Below are 25,370 nucleotides of genomic sequence, written 5' to 3'. Positions count from 1 at the left end.
CGCCATGGCCATTCATGAAGTCACCACCGAGGACGTGCTTCAGCGGTGCGCCCGGTGCGGTAGCGGCAACCGCCTCTCCATCGACTCCCTGGAAGTGGGCGTCGCGCGCCGGGAGGACGTGGACGACAGTCTCGTCCAACTTCCGCCCTGCCCCACCTGCCGCTCCACCGAGGTCCTCATCCGCGCGTCCGTGGGCGAGCCGGAGCATCCGGCGCCGGGAAGCTTCGGGCACTTGCACCGACTCCTCGTCGGCCACGTCCACGCAGAACTCGTCCAGCGCGAACGCCTACACAGGGGGCTCAAGCCCAAGGGGGGCAGTGCCAGCAAGGTGATGGTGCGGCCCCTGTCGCAAGAGACGCGCGAGCGCTGGTTTCCCCAGGGCCTTCGAATCGAGGGGCCTCCCGACGAGCAGCCCCACGAACCGGAAGAGTCCAGTCAATAGACATACACTGCCAGCAAAACAGAAACCCAGATGCGCCCGCCACATCCCGAGCGCTGCGAATCTCCTGCTCCTCGACTTGCTATGTCTCCCCAAGAGAGCGTGTATGTCTTCGCGCTCCCCACCGAGCGCCAGGGAGACACCCATGATTATCGGCACTGACACGACCTACCTCGGCAACGAAATCCCCGGCCTCCGGGGGCAGAAGGTCCGCATCTTCGCGGTGCTGCGCGGCAGCCTCCGCCCCGACGCCAACCCGGACGCGGACGACTACTACGTCTGCGACGACACGACGCTGGCCCGCCTCGGTGGCGTCACGGCCGAGGACTGCATCGATGCAGCCCCTATCCTCTCGGACGGCACCACCCCCTTCGTGCATGTCGACCCGCGCGCCATCGACTTGGAGTGCTTCGCGCACCTGCTCAACCCCAGCGCACAATGACTTGTCTTCCACTCGAAATAGAGCGCGTATGCCTCACGCGCGCCAGTCCAAAGCGCCCCCGGAGAACGACTCCATGACACCCCATAAGCCTTTCTCTCGAGACAACGCGAAGCCGACCCACGCACCCGAGGCAACCCTCGAGAGGATTGCCCGAGAAACGCTGGACATCGAGACGCTGGAGACACGCGACAGCGACAGCCTCGACTTCCACGACGTGCCGGTGTGGCGGTTGAAGGACGCCCTCGAAGCGGCGTACCGGGCCGGCCTGAGCGCCGCCAACAGCCCCCGCAGCAAGTAGCGCCTCCCCTTCCCCTCACGCCCCGCCCAGCGGGGCCCCTGTGCATGAGGGCCTCTGGGCCGCCCTCGTGGACAGCCGACGTGTACCCACGGCCCGACAAGGGAAGCACCACCATGCCCCGTCACACCGCCAAGACGAAGAAGCTGGAGTCACTGAGTCTGACGGAGCTGCGCGCCCGCTACCGTGAAGTCGTGGGCGAGGAGACGCGCAGCCCCAACAAGAAGCACCTCATCCGCCGCATCGAGGAGGCCCTTGCGGCCAAGAAGCAGCCCAGCCCCGCCCGCCGAGGGGCGGCCACCGCCCCCAGCACGCCGCCTCCGCCGCCCGTTGCCCAGGCCACGCCCTCCTCCGAGGAGGCTCCCCCACCGTCCCGCAGGCGCGGGCGATTCAGTACCATGTCGCTGCAGGAGTTGCAGGCGGAGTACCGCAAGGTCGTCGGCCGGCCTACGGGCAGCAGCAACGTTTCCTACCTCCAGTGGAAGATTCGAGAGGCGGAAGCCGGGCGCGTCTCGGTGGGCCCTCGCGCCGAGCGAGAGGCGAAGGTGCGCGAGGACGGCAAGCGCGTCATCCCCCTCTCCTTCGATGCCGAGGCTCTGGAGTCCTTGGACAAGGCCTGGCGCGACGCGGGCCTGCCAAGCCGGACGCGCTTCTTCATGCGCGCGGTGCACCGCGAACTCACGGCCATGGGCGCCACCGAGGCCGCCGCGCGCTTCGCCCCCGAAGAGGCGTGAGGCACCATCGCCACCCAGCCTCAGGACCTCGCGGCCCTCGTGACGGAGGCTCTGCACAAGGCGCATGCAGGTGCCCGTGTGGGGGTGAAGCTGGCTCTTCAAAGCAACCTGAGGTCGAGGTCGCCTTCCTTGCAGGGACTTCCTCGCGTCAGCACAACACGGCCCTCATGCTGCTGGCCGCTCGCGTGGAGCGACGCACGCCCCAGAATGGCTACCGGCTCACGGCGTCGGCGGTCCTCGACGACGGAGCTCGGGGCCGCGCCTACTGGTGCTGCTCGACGTCGGCGGCCCTCGGCTCACGCGTGAGGAAACCGAGCGCGGGCTGCAGGTCCTCCGCAACGCCCTTCGCTGACATTCGCAGGTGGGCAGCCGCGTCGGCTGCCGCCCGGCCCCACGCCAGCCCACAGACACACCGCTGACGCACTCCTCAACCCGACGTGCCCTCCCACGCCCTCGCCCCCGTAGCCCATGGAGTCCATATGCCGCACACGCCTGGAGACATCGAGGACCTCTTCTTCCTGCACCACCGGATTGTCGACGACACAGCCATGAGCGTCGACGCCCGCGCCGGCTACCTGACGGCCGTCGTTCGCACGGACAAACGCATTTCCAGTCGCCTGGACGGCCAACCCAACGAAGCACTCGTCGCGCTCTTCCGTGAGCGGCTGGCGGCCGAAGACAGCCAGCGCGTCACCGGCCACGCGCTTCCGGCCCAGAGTCTCAAGGAGGCCGCGCAGGAGATGAGCCGCGCAGAGCAGGGCGCAGCAAGGAACGAATAGGACGCCCCTTCAACCCACCCCACCACCCCCACAGGAACACCCACCATGAGCGCCTCGGCCATTCCTTTTCACGTCTTCCCAGTCAAGGTGATTGATTTCAGCGGCGCCAGGATGAGCCTGGCCCTCACCAAGAACCAAGCCGGCACGGCCCAGCCCCAACTGGACATCCTCCTTCCGGCCGGCGCCACCCACCGGCAGTTACGCGCGCTGCTTCATGCCTTCTCGGCCAACCTCGAGCTGAACACCCCGGCCAACGAGCGGTGGCTCATTCACAACGACTGCTGCGTGGGGCCGAACCATGGCCGCATTTACCTGGAGCTGGCTGAAGGCGACGAATCGGAGGCCCTGCGCGGGATGATGCTCCTCGACACGCTGAGGGGCTGAGCGGGGGGACGCCCTCTGCGCCGGGGCACTTCGCGGACATCGCTCCTCTCGGCCGGCCCGAATCACATACACATTGAAATAGCCTGCATGAGCCGGCTCAAAACCCCGCGATTTCTCGCAAGCATTCCAGACACCGGAATTCACGCACCCACGAACCAATGTGGACTTGCCTCATTCGCGCACCAGAGCGTGTATGCGTTTCGCGACGGGCGCCCAGTCCCCGCGCGAATGCGAGAGGCAAACCCATGAAGACGCTCCGGTTTGGAATTGAGATTGAGACGGTTGGCGCCGACCGCCAGCAACTGACCCACGCGATTCGAGATGCGGTGGGCGGGCACATCTCCAGCGACTTCCGTGGCTGCCGGGTGACGGACTCACGGGGCCGCATCTGGAGGGTGGTGCCCGACGCCTCCCTCAGCGGGGGCATGTACAGCGGCGAAATCGTTTCCCCGGTCCTCACCTACGAGGACATGGAGACGCTGCAGGCGGTGGTGCGCGCCGCCCGCGAGGCCGGTGCCTACGCCGACACCTCCACCGGTATCCACATCCACGTCGACGGCAGCCGCTTCGACGCGCAGAGCGTCACCAACCTCGTGAAGATGGTGCATAAGCAGGAGCGCCTCCTGGAGACGGCCCTCGGGGTGAGCGCCACACGACTGGCCCGGTACTGCAAGCCCATCGACGCAGCCTTCCTCCAGCGCCTGGAGGCCCGCCGCCCGCGCACCCTGCAGGACGTCAACGCGGCTTGGTACGGGCGCCGCATCAACATGCCCGACCGCTACGACCAGAGCCGCTACCATGGCCTCAACCTCAACAGCCTCTTCTTCCGGGGCACCATCGAATTCCGGTACTTCAACGGCTCGGTGCACGCGGGCGAGGTGAAGGCCTACGTCCAACTGGTGCTGGCCCTCGCCGCCCGCGCCCTGGCCTCCAAGGCCGCGTCCAGCAAGCGCCGCGACTTCAACCCCGCCACTGCCAAGTACGACTTCCGGGTGTTCCTCCTGCACCTGGGCCTGATTGGCGAGGAGTTCAAGACGGCCCGCCTCCACCTCCTCAAGAAGCTGGAGGGCAGCGCCGCATGGAAGGGCCAGCGCCGCGACCGGCGCGGCTCGGGTGGAGGGGAGGACGGCTCGCCCGGCAGCGAGGGCTCGCAGGGCGACGCAGGGGCCGCCCCGGGCAACACGCCCACCGAAGCCCGCGCCGCCGCGTGACGGGGCCGTAGCGGGCGCCACGAAGCCCTGGTGCCCGCCTGCGCTGGCGCCAGAGCCCGAGGAAGGAGCCCGGCCACCGGGCCCGCACCATCCTGCGGTCCTCGCGCTCCTCCCTCAGACAGCGCTTGCTTCGATGGCGAACCAGAGCGTGTATGTCTTTCGCGAAGGGCGGGTGCCCCTCGCCAACACAAGAGACGCACCGATGAAAGCATACGGAATCAACCGGAAGGACCGGAGCAACTGCCGATGGGGCTGCTGCCCATCGCACGGCAGGTACCCCACCAAAAGCTACTGCGGACGTCTTTCTCGCAAGGTCCACGTCCGCGGCACCCGGCTCGCACACAGGCGCGCCCGTGCCCTTGAAGCGGTGGAGATCCTCAAACTGGCCAAGGAGGCAGCGTCTCCTCGGGATGACGCTTCGGACTAGGCATGAAGAGGCAACTCTCCGAGGAGCAACTCCTCGTGCTTGGGCTTGAATCAGAACCAACAACGGCGGGCTGCGCCCGCCTCGAATGCGAGAACCGCATGCTCTACTTCGCCTACGGCTCCAACCTCGACAGGGCCCAGATGCGCGGACGCTGCCCCGGCGCCACCGTCGAAGCCCGGGCCACCCTTCCCGGCCACACCCTGGTGTTTGGCGGATACAGCCGCCGCTGGGGAGGCGCCGTCGCCAGCCTCCAGCGCGTGCGCGGCGCCCGCGTCGAGGGGGTGCTGTACCGCCTCACCCCCGAGGACTTGCGCGCCCTCGACGCCTTCGAGGGGCACCCCTTCGCATACCAGCGCGCCACCCGACTGGTGACGGACAGAGCTGGCCACCGCCGTCGTGCGCTGGTGTACCTGCAGCCCGAGGCAAGCTTCGAATCCTGGCCACCCGCCGCCCGCTACTTCCTCGTCCTCTGGCACGCCTACGGGCGCTTGGGCTTCAACCGCGCCGCCCTCTCGGGCGCCCTGGGAGGTGCGGCGTGAAGCGCGACTCAACCTCAACGCGTGTCTTCGTCTACGGCACGCTGCTTTCTGGCGAGCCGAATCACCGGCTCCTGAGCGGCGCACGCCTCGTCGGCCCTGCGCGGACGCTTCCCCGCTTTACCCTCTACGACTACGGGTTCTTCCCCACCCTCGCCTCCGGGGGCAAGCACGCTGTCGAAGGGGAAGTGTACGAAGTCGACGCTCTCATGCTGGCGGCGCTCGACAGGCTCGAGGGCCACCCTCACTTCTACCAACGCAGTCCCATTACCCTCGACTGCGGCTCACACGTCGAGGCATACCTGTTTCCCAAGGCGCGGCTTGCGGGGTGTCTCATCATCGCATCCGGCAGCTGGCGCGCACAGCTGAAGGAGAGGAAGCCATGGTAATCACCATCCGTGACGAGCGCGTCTTCCAGGGCACGCCCGTCCAAATCGTCCGCGCCATGCAGGACATCGCCTTCGGCGTGGAGCGCCTGTCCCTGTCCGAGTACATCGACTGGGTGGTGGCCAATGCCCTGCGCATCGAGTCCATCGCGCTGCGCGTGCAGGGCACTACCGACGAAGAGAAGGCCGCGTCCCTCGTGGACGAGATGCTGCGCGAGGGAATGGCGACGCGAGGGTGAGCCAAGCTGGCATGGCATGCCTTTCACGGCATGCCCATACGGCCCAGCAGGATGTTGAGAAACCCTTCCTGGGAATCGACACCCCGCACCGTCGCATGGTCATGCCGGCAGGAAACGACGAGGGAATCCACTACGTTCGCCTCGTCCGTCAGAGGTTCGACAGCCCTAGACCGTCCTGACTGGGACGAGGCGACCTCTCTGCCGGGAGACGTCAGCCCTCCTGGCGTCGCCCTATTGGGACAGGAGGAGTTGGTGCCCGAGCGAGGAACTCGTGAGCCCCTGCCTAAGGATATATGGGCGCCCCTGGGGCTGGCGTCGTCACGGCGCACAGCGTCATGCCGTGACGACGGGATCCGCGTTTACAGACTCTTCAGGAACTCCACCAAATCTTCGCGCTGCGTCGCATCCGAGACGTAGATGGAGTGTGGGGCTTTGTCTCCCCGTGCCGGGTCCAGCAACGACGTGAGCCCCACAACGGAACTGTCATGAAGGAAGCGGTCCTTCCTCGCCAGGTCGAATAGGAGCGGCATGGCGGAGCCACGTACCGCTCCACGACGACTGGCATCCACGACGACCGTCTTGTCGTCAAAGATGGAGTTCGGGTCATTCTGAATGGGGTCGAATGCGATGGGACGTACTCCCGCTTCCGCCGGGCGCGTTTCAATCACCACCGGACTGTAGCCTGGGAAGATGGTTTGCATCGGCACGATGAAGGCCGGGACTCGCCGGTTCTGGTCGACGTTGTGGCAGTTGGTGCAAAGCGCGGTGAACTGCTCCTTACCGCGTGAGGCCTTGGCTGCGTCGACCTTCGGCGGCGGTGGCGCCTGGAGGCTGTCGGTATAGGCGTTCAGGTTCCGCAGCGCGTCCTCATCCACGCGCAGGCCAACGGGGGCCTCTTCCGTTCCCACCTTGTCCGCCGACACCATCGTCACGTTGAGGAAGGGGAAACCCTCGCCTACCACGCCTCCCTTTCCCTTGACCTGCGTGTCTTTGAGGATAGTGAGGTACGAGTCCGCCAACTCGTTACCCGCATCCACGCCGAGCAGGGCCCTGAGGAACGCGCGGCCCTCCGGCGTCACGAGACTCGTCGGATCCAGCAAGACCGTGTAGACGAGGTTGTCGAAGTTCTCGAGGCGGGCGATGTCACCGGGAGTGCCCCATGGCGCCGCGAGGTCCGTCCTGAAGAAAGGAGCGATGTGCTGCTGTGCCCCCGTGCCGTCCGGGGCATCATCGAAAGTCCCTAGAGGATAAAAGGCCGGGTTGCCCGTGAGGGCATCGGCGTCCGCCTCTGTGGAAGTCGCGGTCAGCCCCATCTCCGGAGGCGCCCGGCCGATGGACTTATTCCCGAAGGCCGCGAGCTTCACCTGGAGGAGGGGGAAGAACGCGCGAGTGTTGGCGGAGAGCGCGAAGATGCCGCCGACGTTGAGATTGTGCGGAGTGAGTCCGTCGACTTGCTTGCCGATGGAGCCTCCTCCGAGGTTATTCGGAGACTTCACCACCGAGCCGTCAGTAATGGCATGGCACAAAGCGCAGCTCACGCCAACCTTATCGCCGCTTGCAACATCCAACTTGCCATCTCCATTTGTATCTTTAACCACCACTCCAATTACCGCATTTGCATTGATGAGCGCGAGAGTCGTGGCTGGGTCATTGAGCAAAGGGCCGCTGGTTCCTTGACTTGCCAACTCGTTTGCAACGGCTGTCTTCGTTGCGGCGTCGAGCGCATCCACATTGACGCTCAAGCCCGCCTGCAGGGCCTGCACAGGAGTAAGCTTCGCCGCCACAATACCGGCCGGCAGCCGCGCCGCGTCCGTCCAGAAACCCTCATTACCGAAGGTCTCGAAGCGAAAAACTTTCTCACCAAGCGCCTTGTCGCCTCCCGTCAAACGCGGAAAGTCAGGCCCCTGGTCCGCAGGGCCGCTCTTCGTCTGATTTTGACTGGTCGAATCATTGCCGTCCCTACTGCTTTTCGAGCATGACACCTGCGAGGCGGCCATGGCCGCAGCAAGGACTATCCACCCAGCATATCTACTTGTCTTGCCCATTCTACCCCCCATATCGATGCGCTCCGACGCGCACAGCCATTGAGCCAGAGCAAGGACGTGAAGCACGCTCATTTCGATTCACGTCCTGGCCCCCGTCTTCGCATCAACATTCGAGCTGTTCGCAAACACTCAAAAGGCCAGCAACCACAGCACCATAGGGCGAAGCGAGGAGGGATTGGTTTGTACGTCCATCGTCCGGATATTGGCCCACGCGAGGCCGCGACTGGCGCAGTGAATTGCCACGGCATTCACCTGCCCACGCCGTAAGCGGAGGGCGGCCTGTGACAACTTGCCCCACGAGTCGACCATGCGTTGCCGATAGCGTGACGCTCCTCGATGGTGGTTCCAGCACCTGCGAGCCGACCTGAAGGGACTGGTGATGTAGATGCTGTTGCAGGCCGCGCCGGCACAGGCACCCGTGCTCCGCCCAGTCGGAGCGGGCCATGGCCACCACGGAGACAACAGGGACGACCCAGAGCGCATCGGGAAGGTGGCACATCAACGTGCCAGCGTTTCACGGCGCACGTAACGGACTCCGCCACCGGCAAGCCGATGAAGCAGGGAGACTTTGCGCGAGGAACACTGGATGCCGACCAGAGTTCACAGCCTCTCCGCCCCCCCACGCTACCGCCCTGGGGGAAGGCGTGTTCGAGGTGACGGTGTCATGGGCCGGGGTAATGGATCGCAGCAGGTTCACCCAAGCTGTTCGTAGCAGGGGCGGACGGCGCCTCCAGCTCGGGGCGCCGACGCCTGCCGGAAAGCCGGAAGCAAGTCACCTCACATCGGAAGCCGAGCGCGCCTGAAGCGCCCTTGCCCGCGCCAGGCCCCTCCTGCTCCAGGACGGGCGCCTCTCCCTAAGCAGTGGCGTCAGGGCCGTCCATCCGGTCCGACGGGGGCCAGGCGCCCGTCCCCCGCGACGCGCAGCACATGGGCGGGCGCGGACGTACCCGCCCGGCCACAGAAGACTTCATCGAGTCGCTGGTCTGTCGTCCCCACCACGAGGTTCCCCTCTTTATCCAGCCCGTGTGCCAGCGGCGCTCCTGGGAGTTCCACCCAAGGCGTGGCGCGCCACCGCCCCTCGGACGCCTCGACACGCACCAGACGCCCGTCTCCGCCAAACAGGTGTGCGAGTCCCTCCACCACCACGAGGGTGCCGTGCACCCACACGGCCTGCAGGGGGTTGGCGTGTGGCTCCTCCAGCACCGTCACCCGCCCGGCCTCGTGCACTTCCAGCGTGCCGCCAAACTCCCCGAAGTCCCGGCCGACGAGGCAGGCCTCACCCATCGCTTCGAGGACGGACGCGAAGTCCACGTCAGGTACGGCTGCGCATGGCCCCTCTCGCGAGGGCGTCTTCGGCTTCTCCCAGTACAACTGGATGGACGTGGGGCCCTGGCACATCTGCCAGTCCAGGCCGCGCCCTGGAAGCACACTGGCGGGCTCGGAAGGGTCCGCAGGCCGCACCTCCTGGCCTGCGAGGGACTGCAGCGCCCACCTCGCGTGGCTCCGCGCCACAGGGGAAGCATGCGTCGTCAGCACCTGCTGAAACAGGGGCTCCAACTCGTGCGCATAGGCCCGGAAGGTGTAGCTGCCCAGCGCCCGGACTGCCGCGGCCTGGACTTCGCTGTGCGGCTCGTACACCGCCTGGCGCAGGGCCTTGAGGGCGGCTGGGTCGCCCAGGCGTCCAAGGGCCTCCGCCGCCCGCGCGCGCTCCCACCTTTCCTTCCCCGTGGCCAGCAGCCGCAGCAGCGGCTCCGTCGCGGCTGGCCGCGCCACCGGCCCCAGGGACGCGAGGCTCGTGAGGGCCCGAGCGCGGCACTCCGGCACGGCGAGCTGCTGGAGCACGGAGGACACCGCAGCGGGGCTGTCGAAGGCCACCAGCGCCTGCAGCGCCACGGGCGTGAGGCGCACGTCCGCCCGCTGTAGCGCCTGGAGCACCTCGGGCGCGGCCTCCGCCCCTTGGCGCTCGTAGGCCGCCAACACCGACGCCACGTAGGCCGCTCGCGGGGTACACGCGTCGAAGATGGCCTCGCAGCCTGGCGCTGGTGCTGCCGGGCAGGACGTCCCTGGCGGGCGCCGGAGGGTGGGCTCCGCCAGCTCTCGCGCGAGGAGCGTCCGCAGGCGCGGGACGAAATTCTCCGTGAGCGTGGAGGCGCGCCGGGCGAGCACGTAGCGCACCCGCACCAGCTCCTCCCAGCTCGACTCTGGATTCTCCAGCACCTCCACCAGCACCGGGGCCAATGCAGGCCCGAGATGCTCCAGCGTCGACATGGGCGACTCCAGGAGGTGACGCAGAATGGCGGGCGCTGCTCGCTCGTCATCGAGCGAAGAGAGCGCGCTCAGTGCCTTCCCATCGGGCTCCCGCTCATAGGCGTCGAGGAGCGCGGGCACGGCCTTGCTGGCCTTCTTTTCCAATGCCCCCAGAGCCCATGCCGCACCGCCGCGGACACGACGGTCCGCATGGCGAAGCAACGGAATCAGCCGAGGGACGACATCCTCCCCCTCTCGCCCTAGCTTCCAAGCAGCACACTCCTGCTCCGGCGGCAGCCATCGCGCCCCGGTGTCTGGGCCGTGGACATCCTGCAGGAGCGCAAGGCACGCGTCGGCCCCCTTGCAGCAGCCCTCCCACGTCATGACGTCGTCCCGCCTCCATGTCTGCCGGGCACACCCCAGCGACAGCGCCATCACCGCGCACACGAGCCCAGCCAGCCAGCGGGGACGCCCCGACTTCACCTCTCTCCCCATGTCATCGCCTCTCCTTCTCCCTTCGCTGTGAAGGGACTCCGAACCCAAAGCTTCAGCCAGGCGCGCCGCGAAGGAGCACTGCGCTCAAGGTGCCTTCACGACGCGGGTGCCTGCCACCCAGTCGTGAAGGCATCGCCGCTCCTCCCCTACGATGAAGAGCGCATCCACGAGGCCGAACCAGACGCAGTAGCCGCAGAGCGCCATCGGGAGCGCGTTCCTCAGCAGGGCGATCCGCCACACTTCCGCCGGAAGGCCGTCCCGTCGGATGACTCGAATCCCCAAGAGCCTCTTTCCGAGGCTCGCGCCCGTGTCTCGAATCAAAGCCGCCTGCACGAACAACACGAGAAGCGCCGGGATGTACACGGCTGGAGCCTTCGTCGGCGCCTCGTCCGGCAGCGCCAGGCACCGGAGGACGCCCAGGAGCAGGGACGGGAGGACGAGCGCGGCGGCGTCAACAAGGTTTGCCGCGAGCCGGGCCCTGCGCGGCGCCAGCTCCGGAGCTACATGGAGGCACCGAAGGCACAGGCCCGCACTGGACGAGGCGCAGAAGGCACAGATGAAGGTGCCGCAACGAGTACAGGCCAGGGCGGCGGAGAAGCCAGGATGCTCGGAGCATGGGGACTCCGAAATCGATTCAAGGGCCTCGCGGAAGTCGGACATGGAGGGCCACAGCACAGCTAGGCCCGCCCCAAGGCAGCAAGTTCCTTCGACTAGAAATTCCGGCTTGCACCCACAAATGCAACCCAATAGGTCCATTACACTCGACCTACACAGAAGCCCTCACGCCACCTGCTGGTTTCCTCGACGCTGATCCCGCCGCCTGGAAGGGCGCCCCCTCAAGGAACGAGTCCCGGAGCGCACGACTTCAGGGCGGCGGCTCCAAGGAGGTGCCCAGGGTCCAGCGGATGGTGTACCTCCTATCGCGCTCGTCCCGGTAGGCTAGGTTGAGAGCACCTACCGAGAACGGAGCTTGCCATGCCAGCGCCGCCCCCGACGCTGCATCCTCAGAGAACGACGCCAGCAGTGCCGCGGGACAGTCCTACCGCCCAACCAGAGCGGAGGCCCGCTGGTCTCATGGCGAGCGGCAGACTCCATCTCTCCTTGTCCAAGGCGAGCTTCGCGGAGTTCGAGCGCACGTTCCTGGCACACCAGCTGTCCTGGCTGCGCGCGGCCAAAACGCCGAAGGAGCGCCTCACCCTCAAGAGGAGGACGGCCGAGGACATCCTGCTGGGCGCCTACGGGCGCGACTGCACGTGGAAGGAATTCAGCCGTGCGCTCCGCCGCACCGCGAAGCTCGGCTACGACACCGTCGGAAGGCGAGCACACGTGGCCTGCCTCTTCGCAATGACGGCGAATCAGTTTCCCGACCAAGCAGACAGGGCCCGCCGCAAGCTGGATGAGGCGGAGCGCCGCGTGCGCCTTCTGCGCAGGGACCACCCCACGCGGATGGAGTTCCTCGAGGAGATCTCGCACATTCGACGCATGGCCCGATGGAAGGCCCCTGCTCGACGGACGAGATAAACAGCCCTCTCCGCTGTTCGACCAGGAGGGGGCGAATGCGCATGTGCAGCAAGCAGGGCCGCCCCTACGACGCCGGCCGCACCCATCGCCACGCGGAGCGCTTCGAGACGTACTGCCAGCGGGCGAGGGACAGCCAGGGCCCATGGCGCTGGCGTTTGAGGTACCCACGCGCCTGGCGCTCCACTGCGCCGAGGCCAGCCTCGGGCGAGATCGCCGGGACAGCCACAGGGCCACGCAGGTAGACGGTTCGCACCGGCAGGCCCTCCTGGGCCTCGCGTTGACCTGCCTCTTCGATTCCGAGCCGTGAGCCCTCGGCCTCCAAGAGCAAACCGAAGATGACGGCGTAGCGCGCGGCCTCCCGCGCCCAGGCAGCGTGCGGCGGCGTGTGGCCCTCGTCGATGACCGGGGAGCGCTCCCGACGAGGGCCCTCCTCCAAGTCCTCGCCCGTCCACCGGGGCCGCCAGGACGCGAGGACGGAACATCCATCGCCGAGCTGCCCCAGCAGGTACATGGTGCCGTCCAGGGTGTACCCGGACAGAGAGAGGGTATCGCCGAAGAGGCGGTCGCCCTCGTCTGGGTGCCTCACTTCCACCAGCCAGGGCTGGCGCAACAGGGCGGGCGGCGTGTCGGGGAGCGAGTGGAGATCAGCTCATTCAAACACGTCTATCGGCGTTTGAGCCTGAGGAGCTGCAGTCTCCGCTGGAGGGGTTTTGCTCCGATTCTGAGCGATGCATGAACTGCCAGACCTTCGAGCGTCCATAGGCCTGCGCATCACCACAGAGTGAAGCTTCCGGTGGGACGAACCGTCGCTTAGGGCTGTACGTTCTCTTTGAAGTGCTTACCGTTTTCCCCCTTGATGTTCCCCGCCGGGTTGTATTCGCAGACTAGGTAATAACCTCTCGGACACTTCCTGCTGTAACAACCAAACTCCTTCGTGCCCTTCCATACCATTTGTGTGAAGTGCGCAGTTTTCATGTCGAAATCCTCCTTCCCGGCCTTGTAAATATTTACCTCATCGTACCAGGCATTGAACGCATCATTAACGTCCTCGTAGCCCTCGGCGATGTTCTCCCCCCAGTCGGCGGTGCTATGCTTGAAGTCGCATACCTTCGTGTGCTCCTCCGCAAAGTCCGCCATCTCATCGTTCCACACCAGCGGTTCCGCGCCATGCTTCTTTCGGTACTCATTGTGAGCCTCGATGGCCTTCGTCTTGTCATCACGAGTGTCCTTTCGCGATGATGCCGGGGGCTCCTTCTTCTTCGTCGTCGGCGGCGTCTCCTGCTTCAACGTCGGCGCCGCCGCAAAGGCGTGTGCTAAGCAGAGCACTAGGAACGCGGCGAAGAAGAGCAAGGAATTCCGCTTCACGAGATGCTCCCTGGGTTGAACGGGCATGCGCACTCTACCCCCCTGTGCCTACCCGAAACTCGGTCGCTGCATCACGAGCACACCAAGTCCACGAGCGGCATTGCGTCAAGACGAGTGAGCGAGGCGCGCAAGCATCGCGCGTACCCGCTCGGCGAGGAGGTCCGAAATCATCGTCAGGCTCATGGCCACGCCAGCTCGATATGGAGAAGCAGGTCCGCGGGCATCTCCTCCTTCGCGGCTCGTGCCTTGCGGAAGGCTTCGGCCAACACGCCGCTACCCGGGTCCTCGCGCGCCTGGCCGTCCAGCCAGTAGCGGCTCTCCGTCTTCACACGCAGGTGGCTCTGCACCCAGCCGACGAGCATCGGCATCTGATCCTCGACGTTGGCGCGTGGCAGCTTCGCACCGCGCGCCAGCACCGTGCTGAGGATGGACGGCACTCGCGCGGACAGCCCGCGCATAGGCGAGCTGCTTGTCGCTGACGGCCTGGAGGGGCGGTACCTCCGGCCCCTCCACGATGAGGACTACGTGCGGCAGCATGACGTCGACGCAGCCCGCCTCGAGCTGGTCCGCGAGCGCGTCAGCCGCATCACGTCGCTGGGCCGCACTCGCGGCTGTGGATCCCAAGAACTCAGTCGCTTCGTCGTGGATGCGTCAAGAGTGCGCCATGCAACGCGTCAATCCAAGTGAGCAGTTTTCCAGGATGCATCGATTGCATTGACAGCCATGGGCCCTTCCCTAAGCTGGCGCCGTACAGCCTCATTTAGAGGGAGCATCCGGCATGGGAAGAGACGCTATGGCGATCCTGAAGGATGTAAAACCACTAGCTCGCGAATATTACGAAGCAACCGGCAAGCCCCTCGGCGTCACGGGCGAAATTGCAGAGTACGAAGCCGCAAATATCCTTGGCCTTCAGTTAACGATAGCCCGAGAACACGGCATGGACGCAAAGAAGAACGGCTTCACTTTTCAAATCAAAGGTCGTCGAGCTACAGAAGGCCAAACAGGGCGCTTCTCCAATGGCCCCTGGGACTATGCCCTGCTTGTCCTTCTCGACGACTGCTTTGACGCTGACAGCATCTACTTAGCCGAACGAGCATTGGTGATTGCGGCCCTCGATGCGCCCGGCTCCAAAGGCCGCAATGAAGGACGTTCACTTGCAATCGCGAAGTTTAAGGCGATTGCGGGCAAAGCGCCGATCTGGAGCAAGCATATCCCGGAACATCTACGTCAGCATTGGAAGCCTCCTGCGTGCCTTAAATAGGCTGCGCCTAGCGCAAACTGAATCACCGGATCAAAGGTGGGCCGAGGCCAGTTCAGTAGCGCGTCACGACGAGTGAGCGAGGCGCGCACGGGGCCAGCGAGGTGCGGCACGGCGAGCCAGGGGCTGTCCCCCCCGAGACAACGGCCACGTCTCCTCAAGAACTGTGTGCGCTCGTGATGAAGGAGGGCAAAACTGCAACGGCAGAGCACGCCCACTCGGCTACCCTTTTTCACCCAGCCATTCGGCGAATTTAGCAGTGCCGAGCGCCTCATAGGCGACGAGGTCCTTCTTGTGCGTGCTGAGGCGGACCAGCGCTCGACGGAAATGTTCCGAGGGCAGCATTGATTCGACTGCGCTCTCCGAAATCTTGAAATCACGTGCGAGAAGCTCGCGCAACTGCACGCTAACCCAACGCTGTGACTGCGCCTCCCACCAGTAGTTCGGATCCGGCCACAGCCTCACGTTGGAGACCCCAGAACGAAAGCCACCATAGGTATCTATGACGCAACCTGAGTCCCGCACGGCCCTGTACGCAGCGCTGGCCGCAGCACGCGCCTTTTTGAGGAGCAGGTCCGGATCCTCCGTAGCGCGCCCAGTCCAATCACCAAGGAGTTGGCGTTCGTGCCGCACCCCCGGTTGCGCCCCCCGCAGTTTTGGAGCGTCGCATTCCACCAACCTCCCCCGCGGCTGTGCGCCCATCTCACGCTCGAGGACAAGCTCGACTTCATCTCGTACCCCGTCGGGCCGACACACGTCGACGATGCAGTGGGCGAGAATCTCAACTGAGGGGGAGATTCTCACTGGACGCGAGATTGGTCGTGGGGCGCTCATCCTGACGCTCCCGGCAGACCTTGAACCCGTCGCGGCGTTCCGCGAAGCCAGGTCGTGAACCTCCTCCTGTTTCCGACCGCGCTGAGCCTCGGCCTCGTGAGCGCGCTGAGCCGCAGCCTCACGAGCGCGCTGAGCCTCGGCGTCGCGAGCACGCTGCTCGTTCCATTCGCGGGCACGCTGCGCCTGACGCTGTTCTTCCACTTCGCGTGCGCGCTGCCTCCGCTCCTCAGCCTGCCTCGCGCAGGCAGCTTCATAGTCCTTCGCCGCCTGACAGCCCTCACAAAGCTGCCGACTCACAGGCAGTACCGCCTGCTTCAACGGTAGGGGCGAGGAGAAGCGCCACGTTGGCGCGGTCTCAGTACCCAGCAATGCCCAGGCATCCACCTCAACCATCTGCGCCCCAGCCACCGTGAGGGCACCAATCTTCCTTGGTGAGCAAGGGTGAGCAGCCCGGACTTCGAACGACAGGAGCGGAACGCCTGCGCGCAGGAGGACCGCATCCGGCTTCAGGGTGCGTCGAGGGTCCAGCCAGTGCTCAATGCGGATGGCATCGCCTGGTTCGGTGAGCACGGCCTCGTGCGATAGGCCTGCCGCGCATCGCAGGCACGGCTGCTCCACGACGAGCGCCCCACCCTTCTCGCACAGCTCCTGGAGCTGCGCGCGGAGGTGGAGCTTCGCGGCAAAGTGCAGACCTCCCTCGCCTTTGGCGCCCCAACAGGGGCGCTGCTTGGCAGTTCCTCGCTGGTGCCGGAAGAAGGCGCGTACCGGGATGCTGCCGACGCGCGTGAATGCGGAGACCGGCTCCAGGGGTTGACCGCAGTCCTCGCTCGGACAGAACGCCGCGCCCTCGGATTGTCCCTTGAGGCTTAGCGCATCCACCACCTGGATCTGCCCGCCCCCCTTGCGTACGGCAACGGTAAGCATGAACTCCCCCGACCAGTTCGTTTGAGCGGCGCGACCATCTCTGGGAACAAGCCCCCGAAAGCGTCGCACGACTCGCCCACAAGCGCCGAAGGAGCCCCCGAACGAGCTCCAAGCCCAGGAGGGGCTGCATCACTGCGCCTGCTTGCCAGCTCTCCAACTGACCGCGAGCTGCCGAGATTTATTCATCCTCGGAACGCCTACGGGCCCCGCCTGGGATTCGAGTTCGGACGCGGGCCCTGTCCCCACTCCACACAAGGGTGCCTCATCTGGTGGCTGTAGCGGCGGCAGTGCCGGACCGAGCGAGGCCCCGGCAGTCAGACTCGGCTGGCCCTACGCCCCCCCCCGCGGCGGCCGTGGACGCGGGCCAGACCAGGCACGCAAGGCACTCGCGACACTTCGCATGCGGTATAGCCCTGGCGCCGTCACCCGCACCGTGGCCGTGCCGCTGCCCTGGCGGCTGAGGTCCGCCGCCCCACGCGACCATCGCACGCGCCACTCAGCGCCCGCGGGCTGGAGCTCAGCGACGCCGCCCCTCCGCTCGTGAACGGAGACCTCCACCGTCAGCTCCCGCCGGCCGTCGGCCTCCTGCTCCACATCCTGCGTCAGCCGCATCCGCATGGAGGGCCTCCTCCCACAGCAGTAGGCGTCGGGAGCGTGGCCGGGGCAATCCCCCAGGGGAGGTAGGCGTCAGCGGTGGACATAGCCCCAGGGCATTCACAGCTCCGCCGCTCCTCCAGCGGATGATTGCGCCTCCCGAAAACTCGGCCGCTGCGTCACCGCCACGACTGACGGGAATTTCGCGGCGCGGTTGCTGCCGTACCTCAGGAACGATGCAGACGGTCCCACGCACTCAGGAGGGCCAAGGGACGCCTTCGCAGGAGCCTATGGGCTCTCTGCCTCCACCCCTGCATTCAGGGGCACGGCTCCTCATTTCGACGCAGCACCAGGACACTCAAGTCGAGATGGGAGGACACAAACTTGGCCGCACGAGCATTCCATGGCGTCACAACAGACCTAAACCCAACCTCGTTACCCACATCGAAATACTTCCCAGCCAATCTAAAATCCTGCGCTGTCACCATAGAATTCGACAACGCAACCCGCCCCCACCTGCCAATCCGAGTTCGGGTCCGCATGACAAAAAATCCATTCTGTTTCAGTGCGTATGCCGCGCCCAGAATCAATCCTCGGCGTCTCTTCGTGTAGGTTTTAGCTGACGCGAGCTGGCCAGCATCCACATTGCGGAAAAGGTTCTGATAGAGCAAGCGTTCTACAACCATATCGAACGAGCCAGGAGACCTCTCGCTGAACGTAGTTGCATCTCCTTTAATCAAAGTAAGACGACGACGGACAGCCCCACTCAACCGCTGTACTCTCCGCTGTGATTCCTCAACCGCTGCACGGCTTCTCTCCACTGCTACTACCTCCCAACCGTGACTGGCTAAGAAAATTGCCTCTGTACCATGCCCCGCGCCGAGTTCGAGTGCGCGGCCAGGCTTGAGCATTGACAGAAAGACGGCGAGTTCGCCCGTCGGCCAATCGATCCGAGTGTCATATCCAAGGTAGCTCATGGTCTAAGTATGCACGATTGGCTGCCTCTGCCCCACAGACAGTAACTACATCCCGCGCGCGTCATCCGGAGCGAGCAGGCTGCGGAAGACGTCGCCTTCATGCGTCGAAGCCGTGCGGAATCAACAAGAGCGAAGCATCGCGCTGAGGTTCTGGAACCTCTCTCCGCCGATCCAATCCTCCGGGCACTTCCACATCGAGATGAAACGCGAGGGCCCGTCCTTTGCGCGCTGCGCCGTCGAGCCCCCAGGCCGCTGGGTCACTCCTCCTGAGTGCTCTCGCGCGGCGGCAGCTCGTCGTACCCAAGCTTCTTGAGGATCGACTGCGCCATGGCTTGGTCGTAGCCCGTGCCACCGAGGCACTGGTTTCGAATCTCGTGCGCCAAGGCGCGCTTCACTTTCACGTCCAGATGGGACGTCTTGAGCGCCTTCAACAGAACGTCCAGTTCCGCTGGCTTCCACTCGCTTGCTGGCATCTGTTCCTCTGCGTTTGGGAAGGAGCCAGTCTACACGATCTACGACTGATCGCGCTTTGCATTGAGAGGCCCGTGCCCGTCCCGAATCCGGTCGCTGGGACATCAACGCATCAAGGCCGCGCTGCGTCAAAACAGTGAACCAGGCGCACAGTGGGCCTCGGCTGCTCGGCGCGCCCTCCAACCACGTCTGGTCGCGGGTCCTCCCCCTGCGCCCAACGCCAGGGCCGTTGGAGTCCACCCCGAGAGACCGCCGACTGACCTATCCCAGCATTCCGCAGCGTCCGGGCAGCCGCGCGCGGATAGGAGCGGCCAACCTCGCTCCAAGAGAGCTGTCACGACTGGACCGCCAGCAAGCAGGTAGAGTTCCCGCAGAGAACTGCGTGTCCAGCTAGCGCACCCGACGCGCCAGTACGCCTATAGCTGATGCCATTCTCAGGGTGTGGTGTAGACTCGTGGGTACTCTGGAGAGGAACGGGCCGTGCTGCAACAGATCCAACTACAGAACTTCAAGAGCTTTGTCGAAGAGACCGTCTCCTTCGTCGGATTCAACCTGCTGGTGGGCGCGAACGCATCAGGCAAGAGCAACCTGTTCGATGCATTGAAGTTCCTTCAGGGAGTCGCACTCGACCAGAGCGTGTCGGACGTCCTCCGTGGGCGTACCGAAGGCGAACGAGAGATGTGGCCGGGAATCCGCGGCGCAGTGAAGGAGGCGGCACGAGGGACGAGCACGAGCTTCACCATCTCCACTGTCTGGAAGCTGGACGACGAGATTGTCCACCACAGCCTCACCTGCCGCACGAGCGATGAGCCGTGCGTCGAGCGCGAGTCGCTTCGCACAGAAGGGTACGAACCGTACCTCTTTGACACCCACGCCCCTGCACTGGGGGCCGGCGGAGGATTAGCTCCAGGTGGCGCACTCAACGTCGGCATCAAACGGCAAGGTTCCGGAGGGCGGGCGCTGTCGCACACCTACACTTCAGCACGAAGCTTGCTGGGGCAGATCCGCCCGGAAGCAGCTATGCACCCGAAGGTGCTTGAGACTTGCGAAAAGCTCAAAACCGCGATGAGAAGCTCGGTATTTCTCGACATCCTACCATCAAGGATGCGCTCTTACGTGCCGCGGCGTTCGACGTCACTCGGCATCAATGGACAGAACATCTCGGCCGTCCTTCATCGACTCTGCCAGAACGAGGACACCAAGACTGCGCTCCTTGATTGGCTGTCAGAGCTCACCTCTCCTGCAGTGGCGAACATTGACTTCAGTGTTACCGAAGAGGACTACGTTCTCTTTCGGTTGGTCGAAAAGGACGGAACCAAGATTTCGGCACTCAGCCTGTCCGACGGCACGCTTCGATTTCTTGGCGAACTCGTAGCTGTCATAACCCAGACGTCAGGCTCGCTCCTCCTCATCGAAGAGATCGAGAATGGACTCCACCCGTCACGCGCCCACCTTCTGGTGGAGAAGATTGAGAGCGAGACGAGTGCCAACGACCGGCAGGTCATCGCCACCACCCACTCTCCACCGCTGCTCGATGCACTCTCTGAAGGCGGGCTGAACGGGGTCAGCGTGTTCGGGAGAGCTGAAGACGACCAAAGAACGGTTGTACGCCGCGCAGTTGCTCTTCCCCACTTCCGAGAGGTCCTCAAACGCAGGGGATTTGAATACCTCATGACGACGAAGTGGATGGAGCGTGCGCTGTGAAAGTTCTCATCGTCGTTGAAGATCCCACGCTCGACCAGTACATCGCCAAACCGATCATCGAGCACCTATTCTCCGATCTCGGCCGCAAAGCGCGGGTCGACGTACTCACCGACCCCCATTTGCGAGGCATCGATGAAGCGCTCGATTCAAAAATCCTCGGCGATATCGTCGCCGACAATCCAATGGAGGAGCTTTTCATCCTGTTGGTGGACCGCGACTGCAACCGTTTTAAAAGTGAGCAGCGCGCTGCGGACCGCGAGAAAGAACTTTCGGGGAAGCTCATCTTTGGACTGGCAGTTCAGGAGCTAGAAGTGTGGATGCTCGCCCTGCATCGCGCGGAGGTGGAAACCGGATTCAGCGAAGTTCGTGAGCATTGCGATCCGAAGGAGGCGTTTGCCGAACCCTTCCTCCAGAAGAAGGGCTGGTCCACTGAGCTTGGCCGCGGACGAAAGCGGGCTATGCGCGCGATTGGAAGTCAGTGGAACGGCTTATTGACTGTTTGCCCGGAGCTGAAAGATCTCCGGGATAAGATTAAGAGCGTCCTTGCCGCGAACCCTGCCTGATGTGAAGTTTCGCGAACCATTCGGGCGCTTCTGGCTTCTGGCTGTTCAGCGAAGCAGCAAGCGCGTAGCGCCCGGAGATTGAACTCGCCACATGGAGTCCGAAGCACCTCGGAGTTGGACGGCCTCGCGCAATCGCCTACGACCTCTCGACGGACATCCACCGGGCCGACCTATTTGGGGCTCCCGCGCACCAACTACAGGCGCGGCAAACCCCACAAGGCCACCACACCCAAGGGATGGATGCCTCTGCGGATATGCCCAGTCCGAGATTCGTTCGCCGCATCACGAACTCGTCGAGGCGCGCGCAGGGGCCGGTGAATCCCTATGACGGCAACGAGTGTGGCGGAGCACTGTGGACGCGGTATCGGAGCGCGCCAAGCTGTCGCTGCGCACGGCCTAGCTCGATAGCGCCTACGGAGGTTTCTCGAGCAGGCCGTGGACTCGACGGGCCACGGGAGCCCCAGAACAGAGCCTCTCTCATCCCAGGTTCCGCGCGCGCCTCGAAACATGCGACTTTCACCCACCTTAGCGCGTCGCCCGCGAGCCCACGCGCGTCCCCGCCACGCACTCCTTGTGAAGCGGGCGCCAAGAGGATCAAGACCATGGACGGGAGGTCACCCACCGTGTAGTTTGCGGACATTCATTCGGCCCCCGATTGAAGGGCTCGCCCAGCCCCCTCTTTGAAACCGCTGGATATTACTCGCCTTTCGGCACTCAGAGAGTTTGAGTCCTCTCAGAGAAAAGCCGAGAACGAGTTCGCGCAGGGCTTCATTCGGGGAGCTACTTGAAGGGCCCTACCAACCGGTAGGGCCCTTTTTGTTTAACAAGGGCCTCGCGATGATATCGCGGGGCCTTCGTGCTTAAGCCCTTGAATCACAAGGGATTCTGGCTCGCGGTGACGAAGAGGGCGCTCTCGGCGCTCTATCCCGCAGAGCGAGATGCCCCCTCTCCTCCGCCGCCGATTGGGCTCTCTGGACCGCTCTTTCACCCGTTCCGGGGAGAGAAAGGCCGAGAGTGGTTAACAGTTCTGTTAACCACCGCGGGCGACCGATTCTAATAATCCAGAGCTTTCGATGTCGTACCTTCCAGGGTTACTTCGCTTCCCTGGCTCCAAGACGGTCCGAAGCCTTTTGAGGCCAGACCGGCCCTTCGCTTCTGTTAACCGAGAGAGCGAAACGCCCCCAGTCCTTACTGGGTACTCCTGATTTCGTCGCGCGCGCAAACTCTCCGAGACGACGCTCAGAAGCTCTTGGCCGAGTCATCGGCCGACACAGCCCCCTGCTCTGCATCACTGCTCATGCCCGCTCGGGCCTCCTGGGCAGAGAAGGCAGCACCGAGGATTCACCCGCGTTCGCCCTCCCTTGCACCGAGCCCTCCAGTTTGCCCGCGCAAAGTTCGGTGAGATTTAGCGCTCGTAGGATCGAACCGGGCTGAGGATGGTCCTTGTCTGCGACCACCCCAGGCCTGACTATCATTATGAGCTGTTAGTCCGTCTCGCTCGTCAGTCCGCCAGGTCGATGGTGTCACCGTACATTTGCTTTTGTCGGGCAGTCTCTGCCTTCGCGTTTGTGAGATAGCTCACCAGGTCGCTCAGGACAACAGCCGCAAACGCAGGTAGGCCCGACGTAGTATGAAAGAACTGATGGGTTAGGCCGTGATACTGGCGATGGTGCACATTGTCATCATCGAGATACGAGAGAATCCTAAAGTCCTCACGCCACCTTTCCCCCATCTCCCACACGACAACAAGCTTAACATCATTCACACTCTTAACGCCGGTCTGAAAATCCTCAACCAGCGCATTGAGACAGTATTTATATTCAAGCACCGCGACAGCAGCCTTGATCTCATCAGCTCCAGCAAAAAGCTCAGCATCAACACCAAGAGGATTCGTTTCGGAACGAATGTATCGCTCAACGGGAGGCTGCATCAAAACGCGAAACAGGCCGTCATATTGCTCAAACTGACTTGAGGCCAGCAACTGCATCCCGCGGACCAAGCCGGAGGAAAGCATCTGGTTGAACAGAGCAACGACGTCTTGCTCTACCTGCGGGAGAGACCTGATCGGGAGTTCCTCCGTCGGCGCAAAAAGACCTGTGCCCTTGATCGTGAGCGGAAACTTCTTCTCGTGCTCCTTCTGGTCGTCAATCCACTGCTCAAGCTTCATCTGAGCCTGCAAGGCTGGAACGCCAGTGCTCTTTCGGACCATCTTGTCGAAGAACTTTCTGAATGCGGTAACTGCAGACACGGCCAGCTTCCCAGCCAGTTGCGTATGCTCTGGCTGAAATCCCTTTCGACCAAGATCGGGTTCGGCATTATCAAAATGCACAATCACATGGGCAATATTCTGAAACCCAATATTGTTTGTCATAGGAATCGGAATTGGCATCCCCTGCGGCATGTTCCGTGTCGCAAGCTGGAGCCCTCCTCGCAGTAGACGGAGACCCTTGCGAAGCTTCAATTGAGCATCATTGAATGCATCCCATAGCTCCGTGGAGAATCCTACGTAGCAGTAAAGTCTCAGTCCGAGTTCCGAGATCAGCGCTTTCTCGTCTTCATCTAGCCGGGGTTTTAGTGGGCTCTGGTCCTTGAGGATGTCTTCGCCACTCCACTCACCCCAGATTCCGTTTTGCTGTGAGAACTTGGCTGGAATTTTCGACACATCAAGATTCTTGGCTGCCCGTTTATTTCTGTCCTCCAGATACTCTCTGAGGTCAGCAGCCTTCCCGAGAACCTTGTGAGGGTAAATATAGTCCGGCTTGTCGAGCGTCTCTGTCGACGAGTTTCCAGCAGAGTCTATGACGTGGATCTGGATTTTGACTTTGGGCGATTCCTCACCCAAATAGACTCCCCCAAGTGGAGTTGTAACCCGAAGAACCGACAGCCACTGGCTGGCCGTGTTCGCTCCTAGCCAGTTTAGATCTTTGGGCCTAATATTGGGTCCATTCAGCCGGACTTGCATGAAACTGCCATGCTCGATGCCATCAAAGATTGAGTCCCATGCCTTGACTGGAGCAACCTTGGGCCGAGGAATAGTCGCTGTTTTATCATCAACCCAAGTGCGACCGCCCTCTAAAACGCCATAATGGGTTACATTGTTTCGAGTCGTAGCTGCAGCTAGGTAATTGAAGCCATAGGCCAGGAAGGTGGCACCAACCCCCTTGCTGCCTCGGTTGGTTGAGCCGTCCTTAAAGGAAAGGTTCGGCTTCATAAACTGCCGAAACTGCTGAAGGTCCATTCCGCAGCCATTATCAACGACGGTTACACTCGGCTGCTTCATATTGATATTGATGCGTATTTCCGGATGGTAGGCGACCTTGTCGGCCAACTCACGTCTGCGTCTATCAACCGCGTCGAGAGCATTCTGGATAAGCTCAGCGAAAAGGTCATAATAACCTGTGTAGCTTTTAAGGATGTTGTGAATTTCACGCCGCTGGGCTGCTACGACAAGTCCGGGATCGCTCTCAGTTGCAAGCGGATCCCACGATTCATTCAAATCCAGAGTAGAAGCCTTTTCGATTGCGGCGGCGTGATTAGTCAAGAACTCCTCCGAGTTTCGTTCACTTACCACATTGGGGACATAGAGCACCACGGAGCAACGAGGAGATAAAGCGGCAGAGCAGCCACGGGCGTGGATGTCCACAGTGCCCTACATTTCTGCGACGCAGACGTGACCGCAGGAGTGGCTGTACCTTGTGCCTACCCAAAATTCAGTCGCTGCGTCATGAGTGCGTCAAGGCTGCGTCAAAACGCGCGTCATGACGTGAGCGATGCGCATGACGAGCCGCTGGGTCCTCTCTTCCAGTTGATAGAGGTCGGAATTACGCCCGGCGCAGACGCCTCAACACCTCTCTCTGCCTGCGTGTGGACACTCCCCCCTTCCTGCGAACGCAGGTAGGCTGAGTGCAGCACGTGCGGGTCTATGAGGGTGTTGTTGGAAGGACCGAGACTCTACGCAGCGCGGCGCTCGTACCGGTGGTGGAGCCCGAAGACTTCCCGTAGCTCTATCACCTTGGCTCCGCGCTCCGGCCCCTGCACCTCACGCGTCTCGGGCGCATCTTTCCCGAGCGACAGGTGCGTCCGGCTCACATTGTAGTAGCGCTGGTACTCGCGCAGCAGGCGCCGAGCGTGGGCTTCGTTCAGGACGACGACATGGTCCAGCAGCTCTCTACGTATCGAGCCGATGACTCTCTCCGCATAGGGATTCTGCCACGGACACCGTGCGGCACTCGGCACCTCGCGAATCCCCAAATGGGTAAGCGTGGCGCGAACGCCCTCGGAGTAGAGCTTGTCCCTATCTCGGTGCAAGTACCTCGGAGCACTGGCCCAGGGAAAGGCCTCTCGCAACTGCTGCTTCGTCCATTCTTCCGTCGCCTCAATGGTCAGGTGAAAACCGGCCAAAGAGGGTCCCGTCAAAACCGGCCAAAGAGAGAGGGCCGAGACAGGAGGACTCCTACCCTGCGGACTCGGCGGACCGCAACTCCAAGGCCCCCTTGGTGC

The 25,370-nt window shown here is 63.6% G+C and carries 25 protein-coding genes and 1 pseudogene; 14 read left to right on the top strand and 12 right to left on the bottom strand.

Annotated features, from left to right (window positions below; all coding sequences use genetic code 11):
- The first annotated feature begins 4 nt into the window (after window positions 1-4).
- The 10 genes from LZ198_RS35820 to LZ198_RS35775 all read left to right on the top strand — a co-directional run bounded on the left by LZ198_RS35820 (window position 5) and on the right by LZ198_RS35775 (window position 5,872).
- Window positions 5-442 carry a hypothetical protein gene (locus LZ198_RS35820; RefSeq protein WP_253976630.1) on the top strand — a complete coding sequence of 146 codons (438 nt, stop codon included), beginning with the start codon at window positions 5-7 and terminating at the stop codon, window positions 440-442.
- A 142-nt stretch (window positions 443-584) separates the two neighbouring features.
- Window positions 585-881 (top strand): hypothetical protein, encoded by a 297-nt coding sequence (locus LZ198_RS35815; protein WP_253976629.1) that lies wholly within the window; start codon window positions 585-587, stop codon window positions 879-881.
- Between the two features lie 73 nt (window positions 882-954).
- The gene (locus LZ198_RS35810; RefSeq protein ID WP_253976628.1) at window positions 955-1,179 is read left to right on the top strand and encodes a DUF6900 domain-containing protein; all 225 of its coding nucleotides are present in this window, start codon (window positions 955-957) and stop codon (window positions 1,177-1,179) included.
- 113 nt (window positions 1,180-1,292) lie between these two features.
- Window positions 1,293-1,910: a DUF2924 domain-containing protein gene (locus LZ198_RS35805; RefSeq protein ID WP_253976627.1), complete on the top strand. Its 618-nt coding sequence runs from the start codon at window positions 1,293-1,295 to the stop codon at window positions 1,908-1,910.
- Window positions 1,911-2,389: 479 nt separating this feature from the next.
- Entirely contained in the window at window positions 2,390-2,689 is a 300-nt protein-coding gene (locus LZ198_RS35800; RefSeq protein ID WP_253976626.1) for a hypothetical protein, read from the top strand.
- A gap of 45 nt (window positions 2,690-2,734) precedes the next feature.
- On the top strand, window positions 2,735-3,073 hold the full coding sequence (locus LZ198_RS35795) for a hypothetical protein (RefSeq protein ID WP_253976625.1): 339 nt from the start codon (window positions 2,735-2,737) through the stop codon (window positions 3,071-3,073).
- A 245-nt stretch (window positions 3,074-3,318) separates the two neighbouring features.
- The gene (locus LZ198_RS35790; protein WP_253976624.1) at window positions 3,319-4,284 is read left to right on the top strand and encodes an amidoligase family protein; all 966 of its coding nucleotides are present in this window, start codon (window positions 3,319-3,321) and stop codon (window positions 4,282-4,284) included.
- 525 nt (window positions 4,285-4,809) lie between these two features.
- Window positions 4,810-5,250, top strand: a complete 441-nt coding sequence (locus LZ198_RS35785; RefSeq protein ID WP_253976623.1) for a gamma-glutamylcyclotransferase family protein — start codon at window positions 4,810-4,812, stop codon at window positions 5,248-5,250.
- Complete coding sequence (locus LZ198_RS35780) at window positions 5,247-5,636, top strand: gamma-glutamylcyclotransferase family protein (RefSeq protein WP_253976622.1); 390 nt, start codon at window positions 5,247-5,249, stop codon at window positions 5,634-5,636. Before LZ198_RS35785 ends, LZ198_RS35780 begins: the two co-directional genes overlap by 4 nt.
- A gap of 5 nt (window positions 5,637-5,641) precedes the next feature.
- The gene (locus LZ198_RS35775) at window positions 5,642-5,872 is read left to right on the top strand and encodes a hypothetical protein (RefSeq protein WP_323383250.1); all 231 of its coding nucleotides are present in this window, start codon (window positions 5,642-5,644) and stop codon (window positions 5,870-5,872) included.
- Window positions 5,873-6,231: 359 nt separating this feature from the next.
- Here LZ198_RS35775 and LZ198_RS35770 read toward each other — a convergent pair whose 3' ends face one another.
- The 4 genes and pseudogenes from LZ198_RS35770 to LZ198_RS35755 form a co-directional block, all read right to left on the bottom strand.
- Complete coding sequence (locus tag LZ198_RS35770) at window positions 6,232-7,869, bottom strand: hypothetical protein (RefSeq protein ID WP_253976620.1); 1,638 nt, start codon at window positions 7,867-7,869, stop codon at window positions 6,232-6,234.
- A 915-nt stretch (window positions 7,870-8,784) separates the two neighbouring features.
- Window positions 8,785-10,185, bottom strand: coding sequence for a HEAT repeat domain-containing protein (locus LZ198_RS35765; RefSeq protein WP_253976674.1), 1,401 nt, complete (start codon window positions 10,183-10,185; stop codon window positions 8,785-8,787).
- A 78-nt stretch (window positions 10,186-10,263) separates the two neighbouring features.
- Window positions 10,264-10,548: pseudogene (locus LZ198_RS35760) on the bottom strand (HEAT repeat domain-containing protein); the annotation flags it as partial.
- 195 nt (window positions 10,549-10,743) lie between these two features.
- Window positions 10,744-11,319, bottom strand: a complete 576-nt coding sequence (locus tag LZ198_RS35755; protein WP_253976619.1) for an RDD family protein — start codon at window positions 11,317-11,319, stop codon at window positions 10,744-10,746.
- 414 nt (window positions 11,320-11,733) lie between these two features.
- On the opposite strand from LZ198_RS35755, the gene LZ198_RS35750 reads away from it, so the two are divergent.
- On the top strand, window positions 11,734-12,180 hold the full coding sequence (locus LZ198_RS35750) for a hypothetical protein (protein WP_253976618.1): 447 nt from the start codon (window positions 11,734-11,736) through the stop codon (window positions 12,178-12,180).
- Window positions 12,181-12,244: 64 nt separating this feature from the next.
- On the opposite strand, the gene LZ198_RS35745 is transcribed toward LZ198_RS35750, so the two are convergent.
- The 3 genes from LZ198_RS35745 to LZ198_RS35735 all read right to left on the bottom strand — a co-directional run bounded on the left by LZ198_RS35745 (window position 12,245) and on the right by LZ198_RS35735 (window position 14,003).
- Window positions 12,245-12,766: a hypothetical protein gene (locus tag LZ198_RS35745; RefSeq protein ID WP_253976617.1), complete on the bottom strand. Its 522-nt coding sequence runs from the start codon at window positions 12,764-12,766 to the stop codon at window positions 12,245-12,247.
- Between the two features lie 224 nt (window positions 12,767-12,990).
- Window positions 12,991-13,545: a CAP domain-containing protein gene (locus LZ198_RS35740; protein WP_253976616.1), complete on the bottom strand. Its 555-nt coding sequence runs from the start codon at window positions 13,543-13,545 to the stop codon at window positions 12,991-12,993.
- Window positions 13,546-13,724: 179 nt separating this feature from the next.
- Entirely contained in the window at window positions 13,725-14,003 is a 279-nt protein-coding gene (locus LZ198_RS35735; protein ID WP_253976615.1) for a hypothetical protein, read from the bottom strand.
- A 335-nt stretch (window positions 14,004-14,338) separates the two neighbouring features.
- Here LZ198_RS35735 and LZ198_RS35730 point away from each other — a divergent pair, with 335 nt between their 5' ends.
- Complete coding sequence (locus LZ198_RS35730; RefSeq protein WP_253976614.1) at window positions 14,339-14,806, top strand: DUF6998 domain-containing protein; 468 nt, start codon at window positions 14,339-14,341, stop codon at window positions 14,804-14,806.
- Window positions 14,807-15,025: 219 nt separating this feature from the next.
- On the opposite strand, the gene LZ198_RS35725 is transcribed toward LZ198_RS35730, so the two are convergent.
- From LZ198_RS35725 to LZ198_RS35715, 3 genes are all read right to left on the bottom strand, one after another.
- On the bottom strand, window positions 15,026-16,561 hold the full coding sequence (locus LZ198_RS35725) for a hypothetical protein (RefSeq protein ID WP_253976613.1): 1,536 nt from the start codon (window positions 16,559-16,561) through the stop codon (window positions 15,026-15,028).
- Window positions 16,562-17,472: 911 nt separating this feature from the next.
- Entirely contained in the window at window positions 17,473-18,066 is a 594-nt protein-coding gene (locus tag LZ198_RS35720; protein WP_253976673.1) for a class I SAM-dependent methyltransferase, read from the bottom strand.
- Window positions 18,067-18,389: 323 nt separating this feature from the next.
- The gene (locus tag LZ198_RS35715; RefSeq protein WP_253976612.1) at window positions 18,390-18,563 is read right to left on the bottom strand and encodes a hypothetical protein; all 174 of its coding nucleotides are present in this window, start codon (window positions 18,561-18,563) and stop codon (window positions 18,390-18,392) included.
- A 520-nt stretch (window positions 18,564-19,083) separates the two neighbouring features.
- Between LZ198_RS35715 and LZ198_RS35710 the strand changes: the two genes are divergently transcribed.
- Together LZ198_RS35710 and LZ198_RS35705 are read left to right on the top strand one after the other, a co-directional pair.
- The gene (locus tag LZ198_RS35710; RefSeq protein WP_253976611.1) at window positions 19,084-20,307 is read left to right on the top strand and encodes an AAA family ATPase; all 1,224 of its coding nucleotides are present in this window, start codon (window positions 19,084-19,086) and stop codon (window positions 20,305-20,307) included.
- Complete coding sequence (locus LZ198_RS35705; RefSeq protein WP_253976610.1) at window positions 20,304-20,870, top strand: hypothetical protein; 567 nt, start codon at window positions 20,304-20,306, stop codon at window positions 20,868-20,870. The genes LZ198_RS35710 and LZ198_RS35705 overlap by 4 nt, the downstream gene beginning before the upstream one ends.
- Before the next feature lie 1,501 nt (window positions 20,871-22,371).
- Here LZ198_RS35705 and LZ198_RS35700 read toward each other — a convergent pair.
- Window positions 22,372-24,462, bottom strand: coding sequence for an ATP-binding protein (locus LZ198_RS35700; RefSeq protein ID WP_253976609.1), 2,091 nt, complete (start codon window positions 24,460-24,462; stop codon window positions 22,372-22,374).
- 359 nt (window positions 24,463-24,821) lie between these two features.
- Window positions 24,822-25,106, bottom strand: a complete 285-nt coding sequence (locus LZ198_RS35695) for a transposase (RefSeq protein ID WP_253976672.1) — start codon at window positions 25,104-25,106, stop codon at window positions 24,822-24,824.
- Between the last annotated feature and the right edge of the window lie 264 nt (window positions 25,107-25,370).

It is taken from the genome of Myxococcus dinghuensis, assembly GCF_024198235.1.
Lineage (GTDB): Bacteria > Myxococcota > Myxococcia > Myxococcales > Myxococcaceae > Myxococcus > Myxococcus dinghuensis.
This window is presented reverse-complemented; position numbering and strand designations above follow the sequence as displayed.

Coding starts and splice junctions, on each gene's coding strand:
- LZ198_RS35750 (WP_253976618.1), top strand. CDS start 11,734: ATGGCGAGCGGCAGACTCCATCTCTCCTTGTCCAAGGCGAGCTTCGCG.
- LZ198_RS35770 (WP_253976620.1), bottom strand. CDS start 7,869: ATGGCCGCCTCGCAGGTGTCATGCTCGAAAAGCAGTAGGGACGGCAAT.
- LZ198_RS35755 (WP_253976619.1), bottom strand. CDS start 11,319: ATGTCCGACTTCCGCGAGGCCCTTGAATCGATTTCGGAGTCCCCATGC.
- LZ198_RS35795 (WP_253976625.1), top strand. CDS start 2,735: ATGAGCGCCTCGGCCATTCCTTTTCACGTCTTCCCAGTCAAGGTGATT.
- LZ198_RS35810 (WP_253976628.1), top strand. CDS start 955: ATGACACCCCATAAGCCTTTCTCTCGAGACAACGCGAAGCCGACCCAC.
- LZ198_RS35720 (WP_253976673.1), bottom strand. CDS start 18,066: ATGCTCAAGCCTGGCCGCGCACTCGAACTCGGCGCGGGGCATGGTACA.
- LZ198_RS35815 (WP_253976629.1), top strand. CDS start 585: ATGATTATCGGCACTGACACGACCTACCTCGGCAACGAAATCCCCGGC.
- LZ198_RS35800 (WP_253976626.1), top strand. CDS start 2,390: ATGCCGCACACGCCTGGAGACATCGAGGACCTCTTCTTCCTGCACCAC.
- LZ198_RS35820 (WP_253976630.1), top strand. CDS start 5: ATGGCCATTCATGAAGTCACCACCGAGGACGTGCTTCAGCGGTGCGCC.
- LZ198_RS35730 (WP_253976614.1), top strand. CDS start 14,339: ATGGCGATCCTGAAGGATGTAAAACCACTAGCTCGCGAATATTACGAA.
- LZ198_RS35725 (WP_253976613.1), bottom strand. CDS start 16,561: ATGCTTACCGTTGCCGTACGCAAGGGGGGCGGGCAGATCCAGGTGGTG.
- LZ198_RS35790 (WP_253976624.1), top strand. CDS start 3,319: ATGAAGACGCTCCGGTTTGGAATTGAGATTGAGACGGTTGGCGCCGAC.
- LZ198_RS35765 (WP_253976674.1), bottom strand. CDS start 10,185: ATGTCGACGCTGGAGCATCTCGGGCCTGCATTGGCCCCGGTGCTGGTG.
- LZ198_RS35785 (WP_253976623.1), top strand. CDS start 4,810: ATGCTCTACTTCGCCTACGGCTCCAACCTCGACAGGGCCCAGATGCGC.
- LZ198_RS35735 (WP_253976615.1), bottom strand. CDS start 14,003: ATGCGCGGGCTGTCCGCGCGAGTGCCGTCCATCCTCAGCACGGTGCTG.
- LZ198_RS35805 (WP_253976627.1), top strand. CDS start 1,293: ATGCCCCGTCACACCGCCAAGACGAAGAAGCTGGAGTCACTGAGTCTG.